Source organism: Mesorhizobium sp. M0618 (genome assembly GCF_040320765.1).
In the GTDB taxonomy this organism is placed as follows: domain Bacteria; phylum Pseudomonadota; class Alphaproteobacteria; order Rhizobiales; family Rhizobiaceae; genus Mesorhizobium.
In genome coordinates this window covers 1-18633 of record NZ_JAMYQH010000004.1, presented here as the reverse complement: position 1 = coordinate 18633, position 18633 = coordinate 1, and the positions used below count along the sequence as shown (strand labels likewise).

The 18633-nt window shown below is 64.6% G+C and carries 17 protein-coding genes and 1 pseudogene; all 18 read right to left on the bottom strand.

The genetic code is table 11. From position 1 onward, the window contains the following. Positions 1 to 127 precede the first annotated feature (127 nt). Positions 128 to 1840, bottom strand: coding sequence for a glycerol-3-phosphate dehydrogenase/oxidase (locus tag NKJ04_RS05910; RefSeq protein ID WP_502897887.1), 1713 nt, complete (start codon positions 1838 to 1840; stop codon positions 128 to 130). Further along, complete coding sequence (locus NKJ04_RS05905; RefSeq protein ID WP_352673903.1) at positions 1837 to 2613, bottom strand: DeoR/GlpR family DNA-binding transcription regulator; 777 nt, start codon at positions 2611 to 2613, stop codon at positions 1837 to 1839. Before NKJ04_RS05905 ends, NKJ04_RS05910 begins: the two co-directional genes overlap by 4 nt. Beyond that, positions 2610 to 4145 carry an FGGY-family carbohydrate kinase gene (locus tag NKJ04_RS05900; protein ID WP_352673902.1) on the bottom strand — a complete coding sequence of 512 codons (1536 nt, stop codon included), beginning with the start codon at positions 4143 to 4145 and terminating at the stop codon, positions 2610 to 2612. Before NKJ04_RS05900 ends, NKJ04_RS05905 begins: the two co-directional genes overlap by 4 nt. A 391-nt stretch (positions 4146 to 4536) precedes the next feature. Beyond that, positions 4537 to 5085, bottom strand: coding sequence for a flavin reductase family protein (locus NKJ04_RS05895; RefSeq protein ID WP_127255083.1), 549 nt, complete (start codon positions 5083 to 5085; stop codon positions 4537 to 4539). Positions 5086 to 5148: 63 nt separating this feature from the next. Continuing rightward, positions 5149 to 6369 carry an acyl-CoA dehydrogenase family protein gene (locus tag NKJ04_RS05890; protein ID WP_023808917.1) on the bottom strand — a complete coding sequence of 407 codons (1221 nt, stop codon included), beginning with the start codon at positions 6367 to 6369 and terminating at the stop codon, positions 5149 to 5151. Between the two features lie 26 nt (positions 6370 to 6395). Beyond that, positions 6396 to 7184 carry an alpha/beta fold hydrolase gene (locus NKJ04_RS05885; protein ID WP_023808918.1) on the bottom strand — a complete coding sequence of 263 codons (789 nt, stop codon included), beginning with the start codon at positions 7182 to 7184 and terminating at the stop codon, positions 6396 to 6398. An 11-nt stretch (positions 7185 to 7195) separates the two neighbouring features. Beyond that, on the bottom strand, positions 7196 to 8212 hold the full coding sequence (locus NKJ04_RS05880; RefSeq protein ID WP_128302313.1) for a zinc-dependent alcohol dehydrogenase: 1017 nt from the start codon (positions 8210 to 8212) through the stop codon (positions 7196 to 7198). 14 nt (positions 8213 to 8226) lie between these two features. Continuing rightward, positions 8227 to 9252 (bottom strand): branched-chain amino acid ABC transporter permease, encoded by a 1026-nt coding sequence (locus tag NKJ04_RS05875; protein ID WP_352440104.1) that lies wholly within the window; start codon positions 9250 to 9252, stop codon positions 8227 to 8229. Next, complete coding sequence (locus NKJ04_RS05870; RefSeq protein WP_352440105.1) at positions 9249 to 10112, bottom strand: branched-chain amino acid ABC transporter permease; 864 nt, start codon at positions 10110 to 10112, stop codon at positions 9249 to 9251. Before NKJ04_RS05870 ends, NKJ04_RS05875 begins: the two co-directional genes overlap by 4 nt. After that, the gene (locus NKJ04_RS05865; RefSeq protein ID WP_352673900.1) at positions 10099 to 10827 is read right to left on the bottom strand and encodes an ABC transporter ATP-binding protein; all 729 of its coding nucleotides are present in this window, start codon (positions 10825 to 10827) and stop codon (positions 10099 to 10101) included. The genes NKJ04_RS05870 and NKJ04_RS05865 overlap by 14 nt, the downstream gene beginning before the upstream one ends. Continuing rightward, a complete protein-coding gene (locus NKJ04_RS05860) occupies positions 10824 to 11552 on the bottom strand; it encodes an ABC transporter ATP-binding protein (protein ID WP_352673898.1) in 729 nt (242 codons plus the stop codon). Before NKJ04_RS05860 ends, NKJ04_RS05865 begins: the two co-directional genes overlap by 4 nt. Positions 11553 to 11577: 25 nt before the next feature. Next, complete coding sequence (locus tag NKJ04_RS05855; protein WP_352673897.1) at positions 11578 to 12885, bottom strand: ABC transporter substrate-binding protein; 1308 nt, start codon at positions 12883 to 12885, stop codon at positions 11578 to 11580. Positions 12886 to 12948: 63 nt separating this feature from the next. Next, positions 12949 to 13767 (bottom strand): SDR family NAD(P)-dependent oxidoreductase, encoded by an 819-nt coding sequence (locus tag NKJ04_RS05850; protein WP_352673895.1) that lies wholly within the window; start codon positions 13765 to 13767, stop codon positions 12949 to 12951. Then, entirely contained in the window at positions 13767 to 14657 is an 891-nt protein-coding gene (locus tag NKJ04_RS05845) for an intradiol ring-cleavage dioxygenase (protein WP_352673893.1), read from the bottom strand. The genes NKJ04_RS05850 and NKJ04_RS05845 overlap by 1 nt, the downstream gene beginning before the upstream one ends. 10 nt (positions 14658 to 14667) lie before the next feature. After that, positions 14668 to 16422, bottom strand: a complete 1755-nt coding sequence (locus NKJ04_RS05840; protein WP_352673891.1) for an FAD-dependent oxidoreductase — start codon at positions 16420 to 16422, stop codon at positions 14668 to 14670. Further along, a complete protein-coding gene (locus NKJ04_RS05835; protein ID WP_352673889.1) occupies positions 16422 to 17471 on the bottom strand; it encodes a branched-chain amino acid ABC transporter permease in 1050 nt (349 codons plus the stop codon). The genes NKJ04_RS05840 and NKJ04_RS05835 overlap by 1 nt, the downstream gene beginning before the upstream one ends. 7 nt (positions 17472 to 17478) lie before the next feature. Further along, a complete protein-coding gene (locus NKJ04_RS05830; RefSeq protein ID WP_128302304.1) occupies positions 17479 to 18342 on the bottom strand; it encodes a branched-chain amino acid ABC transporter permease in 864 nt (287 codons plus the stop codon). A 67-nt stretch (positions 18343 to 18409) separates the two neighbouring features. Beyond that, positions 18410 to 18633: pseudogene (locus tag NKJ04_RS05825) on the bottom strand (ABC transporter ATP-binding protein); the annotation flags it as partial.

Genomic DNA, 18633 nt, shown 5'->3' with positions numbered 1-18633 from the left:
TTCTCGGGAATAATATCTAATATCTGCAAAATCCCAATCCGCCTGTGAGTTGAGCGATTGGGGATGCGGCGCATCCTTAGGCAAACCGACCGGATTGCCTTGGGAAAGAGCATCGGCGACGGAATGATCAGCCCAGCCGCATCAGGTTCCGGTTCTCGAGTTCCAGGGCGGCGGCCTCGACTTCCTCTGCGAGGCGCCCGGCGCTCCAGCCCAGCGCCCGTCCGGCAATCGTCGCAATCTCCTGCAGATCCCGGCCCGTCAGTGACCCTGATATCGCCAGGGTGCTGCGGCGCATGACGATATCGGCCAGATGTTCGACGAACTCGGTGCGGACGATGTAGTCGATTTCCGATTTGCTGTAGCTTTCTGAATCCGGCAGCCGACCCTCATCACCCGACCCATGCGTGGCGATCTGCGTGGCTCTGGTGCCATATCGCGACAGCAGCTCATCGAGACGCCGTTCTCCAGCGCCCGTTTCCGAGTGAGCCAGAGCCAGCCAACTTGCTCGCGCTGCGGCATCGGCCGGGAAATCCCTGCCGCCGCCGATCGGCATGGCCTGCGTCGTCACCTTGCGGCTGCGCTGCAGGCGGCCGAGCACGGTGTCGGCGACTTCCTCGGCGAAGCCGCGAAAGGTCGTCCACTTGCCGCCGATCAGCGAGATGACTGCGAAAGGTCTGTTCCCATCCGGCTCGGCGACTGGCGCCGAGTGGTCACGGCTGATCAAGCCGGGCACCGATGCATCCGAGGCCGGCAGCGGCCGGATGCCGCTATAGGCATAGACGATCTGGTCGCGCTCGAACGCCATCCCCGGCAGCAGCGTGCGTACGCTGTCGAGCAGGTACTCCACTTCGTCAGGCTCGCAGCGTACCGCGTCGGGATTGTCGGCCTTGATGTCGGTAGAGCCGACCAGCGCCAGGCCGAGATAGTCGTAGACAAGGCAGATGCGGCCGTCATCGGCCTCGAAATAGAGCATGCGCCCGGCAAGGCTTCTGACCAGTTCGTCATGCTTCAACAGGATGTGCGAGCCCTTGGTGCCGCCGATCATCTTCGACGGCGCGCCAAGCAAACTGTTGACGTCATCGATCCACGGACCGGCGGCATTGACCACCAGCTTCGGCCGCACCGAAAAAGCTCCGCTATTCTCCGGCTGGAAGGTCAGCACGTCATTGGCGGACTTCACCAGCGCCGTGTAGTTCGCGCTGGCCGAGGCCGGGTTTGCCTGCAGCCCATCGAGGATCAGCTCGAGCACCAGCCTTTCGGGATGACTTATCTTGGCGTCGTAATAGGTGCCGGTGGCGACGATCGAGGGGTTGAGCGCCGGCATCTTGCTGAGCGCCTGGCGCCGCCCGACCATGCGGTGACGCGGCATGACCTGGTTTCGCGAGCCGTAGAAATCATAGATCATCAGGCCGATCTTGATCAGGATGGCGCCGCGGCTGCGCGGCGCGCTGGTCGAGCCGAACAGCGTTCGCAGCGCCGCCAGCATGCCCTTGCTCCAGGAAAAGATCGGGATGACGGTCGGCAGCGGGCTGACATAGTGCGGCGCGTTTTTCAAAAGCAAATTGCGCTCGAGCGTCGATTGCGCCACCAGCCCGAATTCGCCAGTTTCTAGATATTTCAGGCCACCGTGAATGAGCCGCGATGGCGCGGCACTGGTGCCGGAGCCGAAATCCGCCTTGTCGACGATCAGGCAGTTGACGCCCTGCGCGCACAGATCGCGAAACAGTCCCGCCCCGTTGATGCCGGCGCCGAGAATGACGACGTCGACCTCGCCGGTCCTGGCCATGGCGGCCAACCGCCCGGCGGGATTTTCCGTAAATGTTGCTTCGCTTGAGCTCATGGCGCTTTCGTCTTGACGATGCGCAGCTTCACGCCGGCCCGTTCGAGGACTCGCGCCCGCGCATCGCCCAGGCCTTCGGTCGCCAGGACGACGTCGAAGCTGGTCAGATCGTCGAACACATGCAGTGCGATCCTGTCGAACTTGGCATGGTCGATCAGAAGGATGCGCTTCACCGATGCGGCCATCATCGCCTGCTTGACCCGCACGACATTGGGATCCTGGATGAAGGCCGTGGTTCCGGTGATGGCCGAAGCCGAACAGATCAGCACATTGGCGCGCAACTGCGCCACGGCGTTCTCGCAGACGATGCCGATATAGGCGTTGTAGATGTTGTGGTACTGGCCGCCGAGACAGATGAAGTCGAGTTCGTCGACATTGGTCAGCAGTGATGCCGTCGCCACGGAGTTGGTGATGACGGTCAACGGCTTGATGTCGAGCAACAGCGTCGCGACGGCGTTTGCCGTCGAGGAATCGTCCAGCATCACCACTTGGCCGGCCTCGACATAATCGAGCGCTGCCCGCGCCAAGGCATCCTTCTCGGCCCGGTTGACCGTCACCCGGTAGCGGAAAGCGCTTTCGTAGAGGCCGGACGGCTGAACCGTCACCGCACCGTGCAGCTTGCGCAGCACACCCTGCTGCGCCAGCCGGTCGATGTGCCGGTGGATGGTCATGCGCGATACGCCGAAATGCTCGACCAGATTGTCGATGCGCACCTGGCCGAGCTTGATCACATAGTCGGCGATCTCTTCGCGTCGTTCGTCGGCCTTGATCATGCGGTTCCCCCAGTGTCTTGCCGCGCCAGCTTCTCGATCTCCGGCCAATGCGGTTCGAGCGCACCGGCTATGCGGCCATAGAGGGAAAAGCGCTCGTTGAACACAGCACTTGAGGCCGCCTTCGGCTCGTATTGGCGTGCCGTCATGCCGGCCTGCCTGGCGCCTTGTTGCGGCGTCGCGAAGATGCCCACCGCGGCACCCGCGCAAAGGGCAGCGCCAAAGGCAGCGGCCTCATCGGTCGAGGTGACGGTGACCGGGGCATTCAGCACATCGGCAAACATCTGGACGAAGGCCGGATTGCGTGAACCGCCGCCGGTCAGGCGGATTTCGCTGATGGCAAAGCCGTCGCGCAAGGCTTCGACATGGGTACGATGATTGAAAGCAATGCCCTCCAGAACCGCCTTGAGCATATCGCCGCGATTGTGCCAGCCATGAAGGCCGACAAAGCTGCCGCTGGCGACATCGCCAAAGGGGGAACCGAACAGATAGGGATGAAACAGGATGGTCGACCGCTTTTTAAGCGCCTCGTCGATCTCTGCTGCCAAAACCTCGTGGATCGAGCCACCACCGACCGATGCCCTCTCCTGTTCCGAGCGGCAGAACGTGTCGAGAAACCAATCGTAGTTCGCGGTCGAGGCCGGCGAGATCGCCATGTTGTTCCAGCGGCCGGCGTCGATGGCGTTGCGACAGAGCCAACGCGGATCGACGCGCGGTTGCGAAGAGACCACTTCGTTGATGGAATAGGTCCCGGCGACAATGGCGAGCACGCCCTCCTCATGGCCGCCCATGCCAAGTGCGGAGGCAGTTACGTCATGCAGGCCGCTCGCGACCGGTGTCCCCTTGGCAAGGCCGGTCATGTCGGCGGCCTCGGCGGTAACGTGGCCGGCGATCTCGGCCGAATGCGCCATCGGCGGCAGCGCGTCGAAAAGATCGTCCAGTTCGAAGATGCGCATCGCTTCCAGCGCGTAATCCTGCGTGCGGAAATCCGTGAATGAGGTGCTGGCCTCGGTACGGTCGGTGCCGATCGTGCCGGTCAGGCAAAAGCGCAGCCAGTCCTTGCAGGCCAGTATATGCCCGATGCGGCCATAGCGGTCGGGTTGGTTCTTCCTGATCCAGGCCAGCAGCGCCGACGGAGCCGAAACGTGCGGCGCCTGTCCGGTGCGCGCCAACGCATTTTGGAAGACCCCGTCCGCCGACCATTGTTCGACAATCTCGCCGGCGCGGCTGTCGAGCGACAGGATTCCAGGCCCCAGCGGCCGACGATCCTTGTCGAGCAAATAGAGACCGTCGCCATGCGCGGTTGCCGCCACCGCCCTGATGTCGTCCGCCGGGCGGCCACACAGCGCGATCGCCTCCTTGATTGCGTCGGCGGTGGCTTGCCAGAGGCCGGCCATGTCGCGCTCCACCCATCGCGCATGGGGCATCAATTGCGGAACCCGCCGACGCGCCACCGACAACTGCGTGCCATCGGCATCAAAGATCACCGCCTTGGTGACCGTGAGACCGTTATCGATTCCGAGCAAACTGGGCATGGGCGCCGCCGCTTTCAGCAACTGGTGAAGGGCGCTGCAAGGCAATCCTGCAGGGTGGGATAGAGATGACAGACATGACGACAATCAACGAGCAACGGTGATACAAAAGCGACGCATCCGACGCGGCAAACAGACCATAATAGCATGTTAAGTTAACGTCAACATGTGAGATATTTTTGCGGAAAAGTCTGACGTCATCTGCGACAAAAATTGCCATCCACTCGTACCGCATCCGATGCGGGACGAAGTTCCGGCCAATGCCCAACTGGCCGGATGACCCTCAACCCTGCGCGGCGAGCCAGGGAGCGCGGTACGACTGACGCCGAACGCGCTTCGACTGGCTTTGCAAGTTCCGTGCGCAACGACCGGACAACCCGCGCTTCGGCGCCGTTCAAAGAAAACGCGACGACTCAAGAAGCTCAGCCACCCCGTCCAGTTCCTTGTGCAGGCGATGCCAGCGACGGTCGAGATAAACAAGCGAATGCGCCTCCGGGGGGACCTCGTCCGGCTGCACCTCGCCGTCAAGGAGTTCGGCCGCGACCAGCGTCGCGCCCTCGATCGGCAGGATGCCGAGCCGACGGGCGCGGAACCAGGTCGAAACGCCGGTATAGCGGGGTTCGCCCGTAGGCAGCCGCGCCCAGGCGCCTCCCGGCGGGAAACGTTCCGCGCCGCTCGACGCGCAGAGCTGCGCCAGGTCGATATCAGTGAAGCGCAGCAGGTGGATCACCATGGTCTCGGCCCGTAGCAAGGGCTCGGACGAAGTCGATTTCATGGAGAGCGAGAAAGCGACGACCGGCGGCGCGGCACTTACCGAGATCAGCGAGGATACGGTCATCGCCACCGGCCTGTCGCCGGGGTCGGCCGTGATCACGGCAACACCGGCCGGATGGTGGCGAAAGGCTTCGCGGAAGGCGTTGGTCATCGGATGCGGGAAGCTCATCGACGTCTCTCTTCTGCAGCGTGAATAAGGGCCGGACGGCGTCCGCCGTCCGGCCCTTGCGGACTACTTCTTCTCGATCAGGTCGTAGAACTGCCAGGTGCGATCGCTCCACAGACCGCCGATGTCGCGGCCGGCCGAGGTGACTATCGACGGCGCGATCGTGAAGTGGTTGGCCGCCACCATCATCTCGCGGAAGGTCCGCTGGATCACACCGGCGCGCAGCGACGCGCCGCCGCCCGCGCGGTAGGCGAAGTTGCAGATATCGACGCCAACCTCGTGAATCTCGGATTTGGCCAGATGGACAAGGCTGATCTGCCGCGTCGATACGCTGTTGCCGGCTTCGACCGTCGCCTCGATGTCGCGCCAGACTTCGAAGACGAAGGCGCGGGCAGCGCGATAGCGGGCTTCGGCGCGGCCATAGTCGTGCCAGAACTTCTCGCTCTCGCCGATCAGTCCGGCGCGGCCTGACTTGCTGCGGGCGAACTTGGCAATCTCGTCCAGCATCCGCCGCCCGGTGCCGAGCGCCCAGCCGGTATGACCGATGGCGGCGAGGCCCACGACACCGAGACTGAAGAACTCCTTCTGGCGCAGCGGCGGTGCGGTCAGGATCGGGAAGACGAGATCGTCGGCGATGAAGACATCCTCGGCCGCATAGTCGATGCTGCCGGTGCCGCCGAGGCCCAGAACGTCCCAATTGCCGAGCTGCTTGTGCTGGGAGATCGGGGCATGGGCGCACATGATAATCAAATTGCCCTTGTCGTCCTTGGCGGGCTTGCCGGTGCCGTCGTCGACGAAGGCGGCACTGTGGCTATAGGTGGCGTGGCTGAAGCCGCTGCCATAGCTCCACTTGCCGTTCAGCCGGTAACCACCGTCGACCTTCTTCAGCATGCCGAGCGGCGCGCCCTGCCCCGAGAAACGGTTGTCGGTGCCCGGTGCGAACAGCCGCTCGACCGCGCTATCCGGCAGAAAGGCCGCCGACATCGCACCGATGCAGCAATGCACCATTGAAACCCAGCCGGCCGCCCCGGAGTGCCAGGTGATCGCCGCCAGCAGTTCGAGACCCTGGGTGGGTCGCAGCTGCGCACCGCCGAGGCTCTCCGCGGCGAAGATATGCGACATGCGCAGCGGCTTCAGCAGCTCGAACGTGGCCGCAGTCAGTTCGCCATTCTCCTCATCGGTGGTGGCGTTGGCTTCCAGGGCCGGCCCGATCTCCGCGATCTTGCTGAGCAAGTCGCGATAGTCGGTGGTCGTCCCCCACGAGCCGTGCTTGATGGGTTTGTTCATTGTCTTCTCCTCCTTTTCAAATGCGGTCAGCCGGCGAGGAAATCGCCGATCTTCCTGAGTGTTTCGGGTTTCTCCTGCATGACGAAATGGCCGGCATCCTCGACCAGGATCAGGCGTGCGTCGGGCAGGGCTTCGACGAAGAGCGGCGCCTGGCCAGCTGGCAGCAGACGGTCCCTGGTGCCCCAGACGACCAGCGTCGGATTGGCGATGCGCGCCAGGAAGCGCCGCAGGTTCGGATGGCCCATGCCGAACGGCGCCAGCAACCGGCCGAGCGTCTCTCCTTCGCGGGCGCGATCGGCGCCGAAGGCCTCCGCAAAGGCGGGATCCGAGCCGTCGGGGAAATAGCGCAGCGCCACCGAGACGTCATGCGCCAGATAGGCCGGCAGCTCCTGCGGCGCGACCGCGCCCAGATCGGTGGCCGGATGCGCGGGGTCGTTGAGCCCTGCCGGCGCGATCAGCACCACCTTGTCGAAACGCTCGCGCGCAAGGCCGGCGAGCTCCGTCGCCATCCAGCCGCCCATGGAAAAGCCGATGAGATGAGGCTTCTCCGGCAGGTTCAGAACATCGAGCAGGTTCAGGTAGTGCAGAACCATGTCGGACATCCCGGTCACATGCGGCGCAGCGCCCGAAAAGCCGAAGCCCGGATGGCTCGCGCAAAGCACGCGGAAACGGTCGGCGAGGCCTTCGGCGAAGTCGAAACCTTCAAGCGTCGAGGCGCCGTGCAGGAACAGCACGGGCTTTCCCTCACCAATGGCCTTCACCACCGTTTTGGTGCCAGCGACATCGTATTTGAGCGTTTCGAATTGAACGGCCATTTTATTCCTCCTCAAACAAGGTCCGGCTGGATCAGCACTTTGCATTGCGTTGTGCGGCGGCGAAGGCTCTCGAATATCTGCGGAACCGGCGAGAGGTCGATCCGATCGGTGATCAGCGCCTGCGGTGCGAAAGGTCCGCCGCGCAGCGCATCGAGGGCGACGCCGAATTCGTTGCGCTGATGGAAGAAGACCGAGAAGAGCAGGTTCACTTCCTTGGTCAGCGCGACGAACGGATCCCATTCGTCGCCGCCGATACACAGGCCGACGCCGACCACCGTGCCCTGCAACCGGACCGCCTTGACCGCTGCGTCGATGAGGCCGCGCTTGCCGACGCATTCGAAGACGATATCGGTTGCACCGCCGCAGAGATCGGCAAGGTTCTCCGCCAGCCTGTTGCCCGATAGCGCGAAACCGGTCGCGCCAAGCGCAAGCGCACGGTCACGCTGATGGCTGTGGATATCGGCCACGACCACACACGACGCTCCCAGCCGCCGCGCCCAGAAGGCGACGAGCAGGCCGATCGGCCCGGCGCCCAGGATGGCGACCCGGTCTCCCGGTTTCATACCCGAGCGGATGATGCAATGCAGCGCGACCGAGAGCGGTTCGGCCAGCGCGCCATCCTCCAGCGCAACGTCGTCGGGCAAGACATGGCACTGGCGCGCGGCGACGGCCGCGTATTGCGCATAGCCGCCACCAATCAGCACCATGTCGGGACAGCGGCCTGGATCGCCGCGCCTGCAGGCCTGGCAGTGCCCGCAGCCGTGCATCGGCACGACGGCCACACGCTCACCGATCCGAAGGCTCGCCACCCGTGATCCCAGCGCGATGATGTCGCCGGCGAATTCATGGCCAAGAACGAAACCTCCACCGATGCCGAAAGGCACCGGATCCTCGGTGATATGCAGGTCGCTGCCGCAGATGCCGCAGGCTGCGATGCGCAAGACGACCTCATCCGGCGCCGGCGTCGGATCCGGCACCGTGCCGATCCGCAGCGGACTGCCGACCGTATCGAAGATGGCTGCTTTCATAAAAACCCTCCCTCTCAGCGGTTCGGATCGACGAGCCTGCGTCGGATCGGGAACCATGGCGCATCCCACCGTTTCGAGATCAGGCCCCAGATGCCGGTGCGGGCGTAGAGCGCCACCAGCAGCGTCATCAGGCCGAGGACGACGAAATAGCTCGCGCCGTATTCACCGAACCAGCGGTCCGCGATGAAGAAAATCAGGGATCCGATCAGAACGCCCTCGATGGACCCTATCCCGCCGACCATGACGATGAAGATCGCGACGTTCGCCCACATCGGATCAAAGGCCGAACCCGGGGTGATGCGCAGTTGCGCCATGAAATAGATGGCGCCCGCAAGGCCGCAGCCGACCGCCGACGCGACGTAGATCAGGAAGCGCAGCTTGACGACATTCACGCCCTGGCTCGCGGCCGCGACCGGATTGTCGCGCATGGCGATCAGCGCAAGGCCGAAGCGCGAGCGAAGCAGCCAATAGCTGCCGCCCAGCGTGACGAGCAGCATCCCCGCGCAGAGCAGCGACATGGCGACATTCCGCTCGAAGGCCGAATAGTCCTTCATCACGCGAAGCGACATCCCCGCGCCGGAATTGACGAGCGGGAGATTCGAGGCGGCCAGCCGGAATACCTCGGCCACCACCCATGTGCCGATCGAAAAATAGGGGCCATCCAGGCGATGCAGCAGCAGGTAGATCGGCACGGCCAGCGCGGCCGGCGCCAGCAGCGAAAGGAAGACCGCCACAAACGGATTGATGCCGTAAGTCTGCGCCAGCACGAAAAGCGCATAGCCGGCAGCACCCATGAAGGCGTGCTGGCCCACCGAGACGAGGCCGGCATAGCCGGCTAGCAGGTTCCACATCTGCGCGACGGCGATGTAGCAGCACAGCACCAGAATCGACCGGATCGTGCCGGTCGAGGCCCACCACGGCATGGCGGCGACACCGATCAGCGCCAGCACAGCCAGCGTCATCGCGATGCGACCGGACCGGGTCTGGCGCTGGACCAGGACCTCAGGCACCTCGGTTGCCACATAGGGGATCGCACTCATGACAATGCCTTTCCAAACAGGCCCTGCGGGCGGGTCGCCAGCACGATCAGGAAGACGATGTGTCCGGCGAGCACGCCGAAGCCCGGATCGATGCGGAAGCCGACGGCCTGCGAGATGCCGAGGACCATCGAGCCGGCGAAGGCGCCCCATACCGTCCCCATGCCGCCGATGATCACCGCTTCGAAGGCGTAGATCAGTTGGGCAGGTCCGTCGGCCGGCGCGACGGTCGACCGCAACGCCTGGAAGACGGCTGCAAAACCGAGGATGCCGACCGCTGCCGCTGTCGCCATCGCATAGACAGCGCGCGGATTGATGCCGGTCATTGCCGCTGCCTCGACATCCGCCGACGCGGCGCGGAGCGCCCGGCCGAAGCGCGTGCGCTTCAGCGTCAGGTCGAGGCCTCCTGTCAACCCCGTGGCGACGGCCAGCACGATCAGCGGCAGGAGGCCGACATAGATACCGCCGATCTCGATGGATTGACTCTCGATTCCATGGCCGGGCAACGATCGGCTGTTCGCGGACCATATCTGCAGCATCAGGTTCTGCAGCGCGATCGACAGTCCGAAGGTCGCGATCAGCGAGGGCAGCGGATCGCTCCCTACCACCCGGTTCAGCACGGCCTTCTGCAGCACCCAGCCCATCAGCACCGCGAGCGGCACCAGTACGATCAGCACAGGCAGCGGCCCCAGACCCCAGGCCGTGGCGATCGAGATGCCGATCAGCGACAAAAGGATCACAAGATCGCCATGGCTGATGTTGACGATCCGCATGACGCCGAACATGAGCGCCATGCCGAGCGCATACTGGGCATACATGCCGCCCAGCAGGACCCCCTGCACCAAGGCGTCAAACCACTCCATGGCCTGCTCCAAAATAGGCTTTGCCGATCTGCTCGCGCGTGATCTCGGCGGACCTGCCGGTCAGGGTCACGCGCCCCTCCAGCATGCAGTAGAGGCGGTCCGTGGCGGTTCGGGCGAGGCCGACATCCTGTTCGACCACAATCATCGCCGTTCCGGTGGCGCGGATTTCGGGCAAGGCGGCATAGATCTCGCGGATCACCTTCGGCGCAAGACCAAGGCTGATCTCGTCGCAGAGCAGCACGCGCGGCTGGCAGAGCAGCGCGCGGCCGATCGCCACCATCTGTTGCTGCCCGCCCGAGAGGCTCTGGACCTGCGTGCGGGCCTTCTCCTTGAGGATCGGGAACAGCTGATGCAACCGCGGCAGCGTCCATCCGCCCTTGGCGCCTATGCGCGCGGCCTGGTCGATGGCGACGCGCAGATTGTCCTCGACCGACATGCCGGTGAAGAGCCGGCGGCCCTCCGGCACGATGGCGACACCCTTCTGCACCATGCGGTCGGTGGTGGTGCCGCCAACGGCCTCCCCTTGCAGCAGCACCATCTCGCGCCGGACCGGGAGCAGGCCCATGATCGAACGCAGGAGTGTAGATTTTCCTGCCCCGTTGGCGCCGATCAAGGCCACGGCCTCACCCTGGTGCAGCTCGATGTCGACGCCGTAGAGCGCCTGGAAATCGCCATAGCGGGCCAACAGCCCGTGGGTGGAAAGAACGGCCGTCATGCCTCGATCCCCATGTAGACGCGTTGGACCTCGGGCAGCGCAATCACTTCGGCGGGCACGCCTTCAGCGATCTTCTCGCCGAAGTTCAGCACCAACAACCGGTCGGCCACCGCCAGCAGCGCGTGCAACACATGCTCGATCCACACGATGGTGATGCCACGGTCGCGGATGCGGCGCACCAGCGCTACCAGCGCCTTCGATTCATCGTCGGTCAGCCCACCCGCGATCTCGTCCAGCAGCAGCAGCTTCGGATCCGACGCCAGCGCGCGCGCCAACTCCAGCCGCTTGCGATCGAGCAGAGTGAGAGCGCCGGCCGAGACATTGGCCTTGTCGGAGAGCTCGCAATCGCGCAGGACCTGGGCGCAGAAAGCATAGCTCTGCTTCTCGGACCGGCGGCCGCCTAAAGGGGGGGCGACCAGCAGGTTTTCGAAGGTGGTCATGCCGGAATAGGGACGCGGGATCTGATAGGTCCGCCCGATCCCCATCTGGCAACGCCGGAAGGGCGGCTCGCCGCGAAGCGCGGTGTCGCCGAGCTGGATCTCGCCGCCGGACGTCTTCAAATCGCCGCTGATCATGTTGAACAGCGTCGTTTTGCCCGCCCCATTCGGGCCTAGGATGCCCAGGACCTCGCCCCTATGCACGTCGAAACTCACGTCATGCAGGACGCGGACAGCGCCGAAGGACTTCGACACGCCGTGCGCTTTCAGCAGGATTTCCCTACCCATAACTCTGCCCGCGTTCCCGCTCATGTCACCAGGCGATCGGCTGGATAGCCTGCTGCGGCGCGAAGAGCTGATTGACCGTGTTGTCGACGATCTTCAGGTCATAAGGCCATTTCTCACCCTTCACCCACTGGCCGCCGAAGATCGGCGTCTTGCAGATGTTCTTGTGGGGCGAGCCGTCGAACTTGATATGACCGACCAGCGTCTGCAGATCGGTAGCGACCAGAGCGTCACGATTGGCCGCACGGTCGAGCGGATTGGAAGAGCGCTTCAGGATGTCGAGCGCGACCTCCAGCAGCGCGTGCGAATAGCCAAGCGGCTGCGTCCACTGGCGCTTCGTATCGGCTTCCCATTGGCTGGCGATGTCGCTGCTGATCTGCCCGGTCAGCGACGACTTGAACGGGAAGGCCGGGGTCCACCAGACCTCCGAGGACATGCCGTTGCCAAGCGGCCCCATCGCCTCGACACCGCCCGGGAACAGGAGCGCCGCCGCCACCGTGACCGCCTTCGGCTTGAAGCCCTGCTGGTTGCACTGGGTGACGAAGGTCTTCAGATCGTCGGGATAGGTGATGCCGCCGATGATCTCGCAGCCCTGCTTCTTGAACTCGGCGATCTGTGCGGAAAAATCATTGGTGCGGGGCTGGAAATAGCCGGGCACCACGACCTCGTAGCCGGCCTTGCGGGTCGGCGCTGGCAAGCCATATTCGTCGTTGCCCCAGGTCTCGCCGTCGATGTTCTGCGGGAACAGCATCCCGACCTTCTTGTTGGTCTCCAAATGGTTCCAGAGCCCGACGAAGGTGTTCAACGCCTCGTCGAGGCCCCAGAAGAAATGATAGGTCCAGTCGAAGGTCTGCTTGCCGCCGCCGCGCGGCATGATCACCGCTTGCCAGGGAGCGCCCGAGGAAATGCAGGGCGTTTCATAAAGCTCGGCCTGCTCGGCCGCGGGCAGGATCGTGTCGGTGGTCGAGGCCGGCACGAGCAGATGAACCTCGTCGTTCAGGATCAGATTGCCGGCGATTTCCGATGCCTTGTTCGGATTGGACTGGCTGTCGCGATCGAGGATCTCGATCTCGTAAGTATTGCCGTCGGCGCATTGCAGCTGGCCGCCGAGCAGGGCGCGGATCTTCTGCAATGTGTAGCCATCCGTTTCACCAAAAAGGGCGAGCGGTCCGGTCGTCGGGCTGAGGTAGCCCAGCTTGATCTTCCCCGCCGTCGCGGCGCGCACATAGGCCGGCATGCCCAGCGTGCTGGCGGCAACGCCGGCTCCAATCCCCTTCAGCACGCTTCGACGGCTGGGCCGCAAGCCCGATTTCACCAGTCTGTTGTAGTAGCTCATCGTCGGTTCCTCCCTGGGTTAAGTTTCTCCGGCCCACGGGACCGGTCTCAGTTCAAAGCGTGTTCAGGTCATCCGCAGCAGCGAGCCGCCATCGATGACGATCAGCGAGCCCGTCACGTAGGAAGCGGCAGGCGACGCCAGATAAAGCGCCAGGCCCTTGATCTCTTCCGGGTCGCCGATCCGACCGAGCAGCGACTGGGCCTCGAAGGCCTCGCGGTCCGCCGGATTGCGCAGCCGACCGCCGGCGATGTTGGTGATGAACGGTCCGGGCAGGATGGCATTGATGCGGATGTTGTAGGCGCCAAGCTCCATCGCCATGTGGCGAACGAGATGGTTCACCGCGGCCTTGGCGGGCATGTAGGGCGTGCCCACGATGCTCTCGTTGATCAGCGATGCAATGGACGACGTGACGATGATCTGGCCGCCGCCATTCGGCTTCATGTGCCGGACGGCATGTTTGATCGTGGTGTAGACCGAGGTCAGGTTGATCTCGATCACCTTGTCCCAGTGCTCGTCGGGCAGGTTCTCGATGGCGCCCTCGGGGTTCCTTTCGCCCGTCGGGGTGTTGAAGCCCGGTCCGGCATCAATCCCGGCATTGGCGAACACCACTTCGATCGAGCCCGCTTTCCCGGCCACCTTGTCGAAGGCTGCGGCCATGGCCGCACGGTCGCCGACGTCGACGGCCTCGCCCCAGACATCGCCACCCGCCGCCTTGATCGCCGTCACGGTCTTCTCCAGCCCCGTTGGGTTCAGGTCGAAGATGCAGACTTTTGCCCCATGCTCGGCCATGATCTCGGCATAGGCCTGTCCGATGCCGCTGGCGCCGCCGGTGACGATCACCGACTTGCCCCTGACATCGAACATCTTCTCAAGTGCAGCCATCAGTTTCCTCCCTTGCGCGACAGCACGAAATCGAACTCCACGTCGTAGAACGGGGACGCAATCTCGACCCTGGCGGCAGCTTCGGCGTCCTCGACCTTGCGGAATTCGGCGAGCAGGCTCTTCTTCACGCCGAAGACGGCATCTGAATCGATGTACGGGTCGTCCGGGTCGAAGATGTGCGTGGTCAGCGCTTCGAAGCCCTCGGCCTCGACGATGTAGTGGAGATGCGCCGGACGATTGGGGTGACGCCCCAGCGCGCCCAGCAGCTTGCCGACTGGGCCATCATCCGGGATCGGGTAGTATTTGGGCTTCACGCCGCGAAACCAGTAGCGCCCGTCCGTGCCGGTGCGAAAGACGCCGCGCAAGTTGAAGTCGGGCTGGATGCCCTTCTGCTGCACGTCGTAGAAGCCCTCGTCATTGGCCTGCCAGACGTCGATCTTGGCGCCTGCGATCGGGTTGCCCTCGGTATCGAGGATGCGGCCATGCACGAACATGGGCTCGCCCTTCTGGTCGAGGCAGATGTTGGAGCCCATCGGCAGCTCGGGGGCGTCGGCGACGTGGAAGGGTCCCAGCACCGTCGATTCCGAGGCGCCCGACGGCTTGCGGTTGTTGATCGCATCGACCAGCATCGAGATACCGAGAACATCCGACAACAGGATGTATTCCTGCCGCCACTCGTTGCAGATCTGGCCTGTCCGCGTCAGGAACATGATCGCGCCGAACCATTCCTCCTGTGTCGGCTCGATCTCTTTCACCGCCTCGTGCAGCTTGCGGGTGATGACCTCCATCACCTCTTTGAGCCGCTCGTCCTTGGCGTTCCTGTTCCGCGCCACCACGACCTCGGCCGAGTTCGCTTCGGTGAAATAGCCGGATTCGTGTTCGTCGATCATGCGATCCTCCTCAGCGCGCCAGAACGGATTTGAAGATCCGGCGCAGTTCGGCCGCCGGCTCGGCCGCCAGCGTTTCGGAGCGCCAGGCGACGTGGTGGTCGGGACGGACGATCAGGCAGCCGGTGTCGCGGATCTCCCGTGCGCCGGCCCAGTCGCCGGTATGATCCTCGATCGCGCGGCGCGGGCCGATCACATGGCTGCGGATCGGCAGACCGAGCTCCGCGCCCACCGTCTCCGCCGCGGCGACCCACGCCTCTCCGCCAATGCCGGTCAACAGCGTGAACTCGCCATGCCCGCAAAGATCGAGCGTCGAGACCTTCCTGCCCGAGCGCTCGAAGACCCAGACATGCGGCAAGCGCGCGCCCGGCCAGGTTGTCGGCGCATAGTGCAGCTCGAGATCCTTCTCGAAGGCCGGCTCGCGCTGGCCGTCGGTCACCACCGCGCCCGAGGCATAGCGCTGGTTCATCTCGACGCCATGGGCGTCGAACTCGTACTTCTTGAAGGCGATGGCCTTGCGGAGCGCCTCGCGCTGCGCTTCGGCGACGGGCGTCGCATCGGCGCGAGCCTCCATGTTCCTCTGGATCTTGTCGTGATCCACGCCGCCGTCCATGCCGAGCGCCTCGAAGATCGGTCCGAATTCGGCGATGGACTGGTTCGCCCGTGTCACGATCTGGCGCGCGATCGGTGCGCGCTCGGCCGAGAAGCTGTCCAGAAGCCCGACCCCCGCCTGCCCCTTGATGACCTTGGCAAGCTTCCAGGCGAGGTTGAACCCGTCCTGGATCGATGTGTTCGAGCCGAGCCCGTTCGAGGGCGGATGCCGGTGCGCGGCATCGCCCATGATAAACACCCGCCCCTTCTGCATGTGCGTGGCGAAGCAGTTGTTCACGGTCCAGGTGTTCGCGCCCAGGAGCTCGATCTCGAGCGCGGGATCTCCGACCAGTTGACGCGCGACGCTGGTGGCCAGTTCCGGCGTCACGTCCGGCGGCGGCTGGTTGATGTCGTAGCCCCAGACGATCAGCCACTCGGTCCAGGGCCGCACCATGCGAACGAGGCCCATGCCGATGCCGCCGACGTCGGCGCCGGGCTGCATGACCCAGTAGAGGACGCTTGGCCGGTGGGCGACATACTTCGAGAGATCGGCCCTGAACAGGATGTTCATCGAGCCGCCGACGCCCATCTTGCCTTCGAGCGGCAGGCCCAGATGCTCGGCCACCAGCGAGTTGCCGCCGTCGGCACCGACGAGGAACTTCGACCGCACGGTGAAATCCTTGCCCGACAGCCGATCGTGGCAGGTCGTCGTCACGCCGTCCGCATCCTGGACATGGCTGACATATTCCGTGCTCATGCGTGCCTGCGTCCCGCGGGCGCAGGCCGACTTGAACAGGATCGGCTCCATGAAGGTCTGCGGCAGATCGTTCATGAAGCAGGGAGACGACAGGAGATGTTCGGCCTTCGAGAGCGGGTGGATGCCCCAGCTCTTCATGCGGCCGATCTCCTCGCCGGCCAGGCTTTCGCAGAACACGTTCTCGCCCATCAGCTCCTGCGGCGAGGCGTGCATCATGGCCTCCGCCTCGACATCCGGACCGAGGTCGCGCAGCACTTCCATGGTGCGCTGGTTGGTGATGTGGGCACGCGGCGTGTTCGACAACCAGCGGTAGCGATTGACGATCATGTTGGCCACGCCGTAGCTGGACAGAAGTGCCGCCGTGGCCGAGCCGGCTGGGCCCGTGCCGATGATCAGCACGTCGGTTTCGATATCCGCCATCAAATTCCTCCCTCGATCTTCGGACCGGTCAGCCTGCGGCGAACCGGAAACAGGTGCAGGCCATTGCGGGACGCGATCAGGCCCCACAGCCCCTTTGGTGCAAAAAGCATCACGACGACGGCGATGAGGCCGAGCGTCATCAAGTACCAGCTGCCGTAGTCGGCCAGCGCCGAACGCAGCGCAAAGAAGACCAGCACGCCGAGGATCGGCCCCTCGATGGTGCCGATGCCGCCGATGACGACAATGAAGATGACGTTGGCGGTCCAGTCGGTGACGGCAAAGGCCGCACTGGGCGAAATACGGGCCGTCTGCAGGAAAATCAGCGCGCCGGTCAGCCCGGTAGCGGCCGCGGCGATCAGAAAGACCGCCCATCTGAGCCGGCCGGTATCGACGCCCACCGATTGCGCCGCGTCGACATTGTCGCGCACGGCCGCCAGCGCCAGCCCGAGGCGACTGCGCAGCAGCCAATAGATGCCGCCCGTCACAGCCACGACCAACGCCAAAGCCAGCCAGTAGGCCAGGATGTCGCGTGCCGCGGCCTCGCGGACGCCGAACAGCGTCCGGATCGCATCGGTGCCCAGGATACTGCTCGTCGCCTCGCGCGGCAGCGAGGTGCCGGTGCCGCCACCGAGCGCCTTCCACTGCGCGACCAGCAGTCGCGTCACTTCGGCGATCACCCAGGTGCCGATGGCGAAATAGGCGCCCTGCAAACGGAACGCGAAGAAGGCCGTCGGAACCGCCAGCACCAGAGCGGCAAGGCCGCCCAGCGGGATCGCCAGGACCGGATTCCAGCCGAGCAGGATCACGCCGGCGAACATCGCATAGGCGCCGATGCCAACGAAAGCCTGCTGGCCCACCGACACCAGGCCGCCATAGCCCGCCAGCAGGTTCCATATCTGCGCCAGCGTCAGCATGGTGAGGATGAAGAAGAGATCCTGTATGACGCCACGCGAGGCCACGGCAGGCAGCGCGAGCGCGGCGACGATGAAGATCGGCACGATGATCGCGGTCACGGTTCCGGCGCGGGTGCGGGTTGTCAGTCGATACATGCCGCCCTCAATCCACTGCGCGCGGAAAAAGCCCGCGCGGCTTGAGCAGCATCACGGCCAGGAAGGCGATGTGGCCGGCCAGGATCTGCCATTCCGGACTGAGCGCGGCGCCAAACGTCTGCGCCACGCCGATGATGATCCCGCCCGCGAGCGTCCCCCACAGGCTGCCGAGGCCGCCGATGATCACCGCCTCGAAGGCATAGATCAGCCGCGCCGGTCCGATCGAAGGATCGAAGTTCGCCCGCATGCCGAGATAGAGTGCCGCCAGCGTCACGACGACCATGGCGATCCCGGTGGCGATCGCGAAGATCCGCTTCGGCTCTATCCCCATCAGCCCCGCCGTCACGACGTCGTCCGAGGTGGCGCGGAAGGCACGGCCGAGGGCGGTGTGGTAGAAGAGCGCGTTGAGCGCAATGATCATCACGATCGCCGAGGCAAAGGTCATCAGCGGCATGATCCCCACCGTGACCAGCCCGAGATCGAGCGATGCCCCTTCCAACGCGCCCACCGGGATGCGGCGGCTGTCGGCGGAGAAGGCCTCGAGCAGGCCGTTCTGCAGGGCGACCGACAGGCCGAAGGTGACCAAAAGCGGCGGCAGGATGTCCTTGCCCAGCACGCGGTTCAGAACGGCGGTCTGCAGCAGCCAGCCGAGCGCGAACATCACCGGCATGGCGACCAGAGCGGCAATCCAGGGCGACAGGCCGAGCAGCGTGACGCCCATCAAAACCAGATAGGCGGCAAGAATGATGAGGTCGCCATGGGCGAGGTTCACCAGCCGCATGATACCGAAGACGAGGCTCAATCCCGCTGCGAACAAGGCATAGAGCCCGCCCAGCAGAATCCCTTGCACGAGGGTGTCCAGCCAGATCATCGCCGCGCCACCTCGATCAGGCCATAAGAGCGCTGCGCGAGCAGATGACAGAGCCTCGGTTGCCGCGTCATGCCGCCACTCCGAAATAGGCGGAATGGATGTCTTCGCGCGTGACCTCAGCCGCCCTGGCGGCCAGCGTGACGCGACCCTCCATCATGCAGTAGACGCGATCGGCGACCGCCAGCGCCTTGCCGATATCCTGCTCCACCAGCACGATCGCGGCGCCGCCTTCGCGGATCCTGGGAAGGGCTGCGTAGATATCGCGGATGACGACCGGCACGAGTCCGAGGC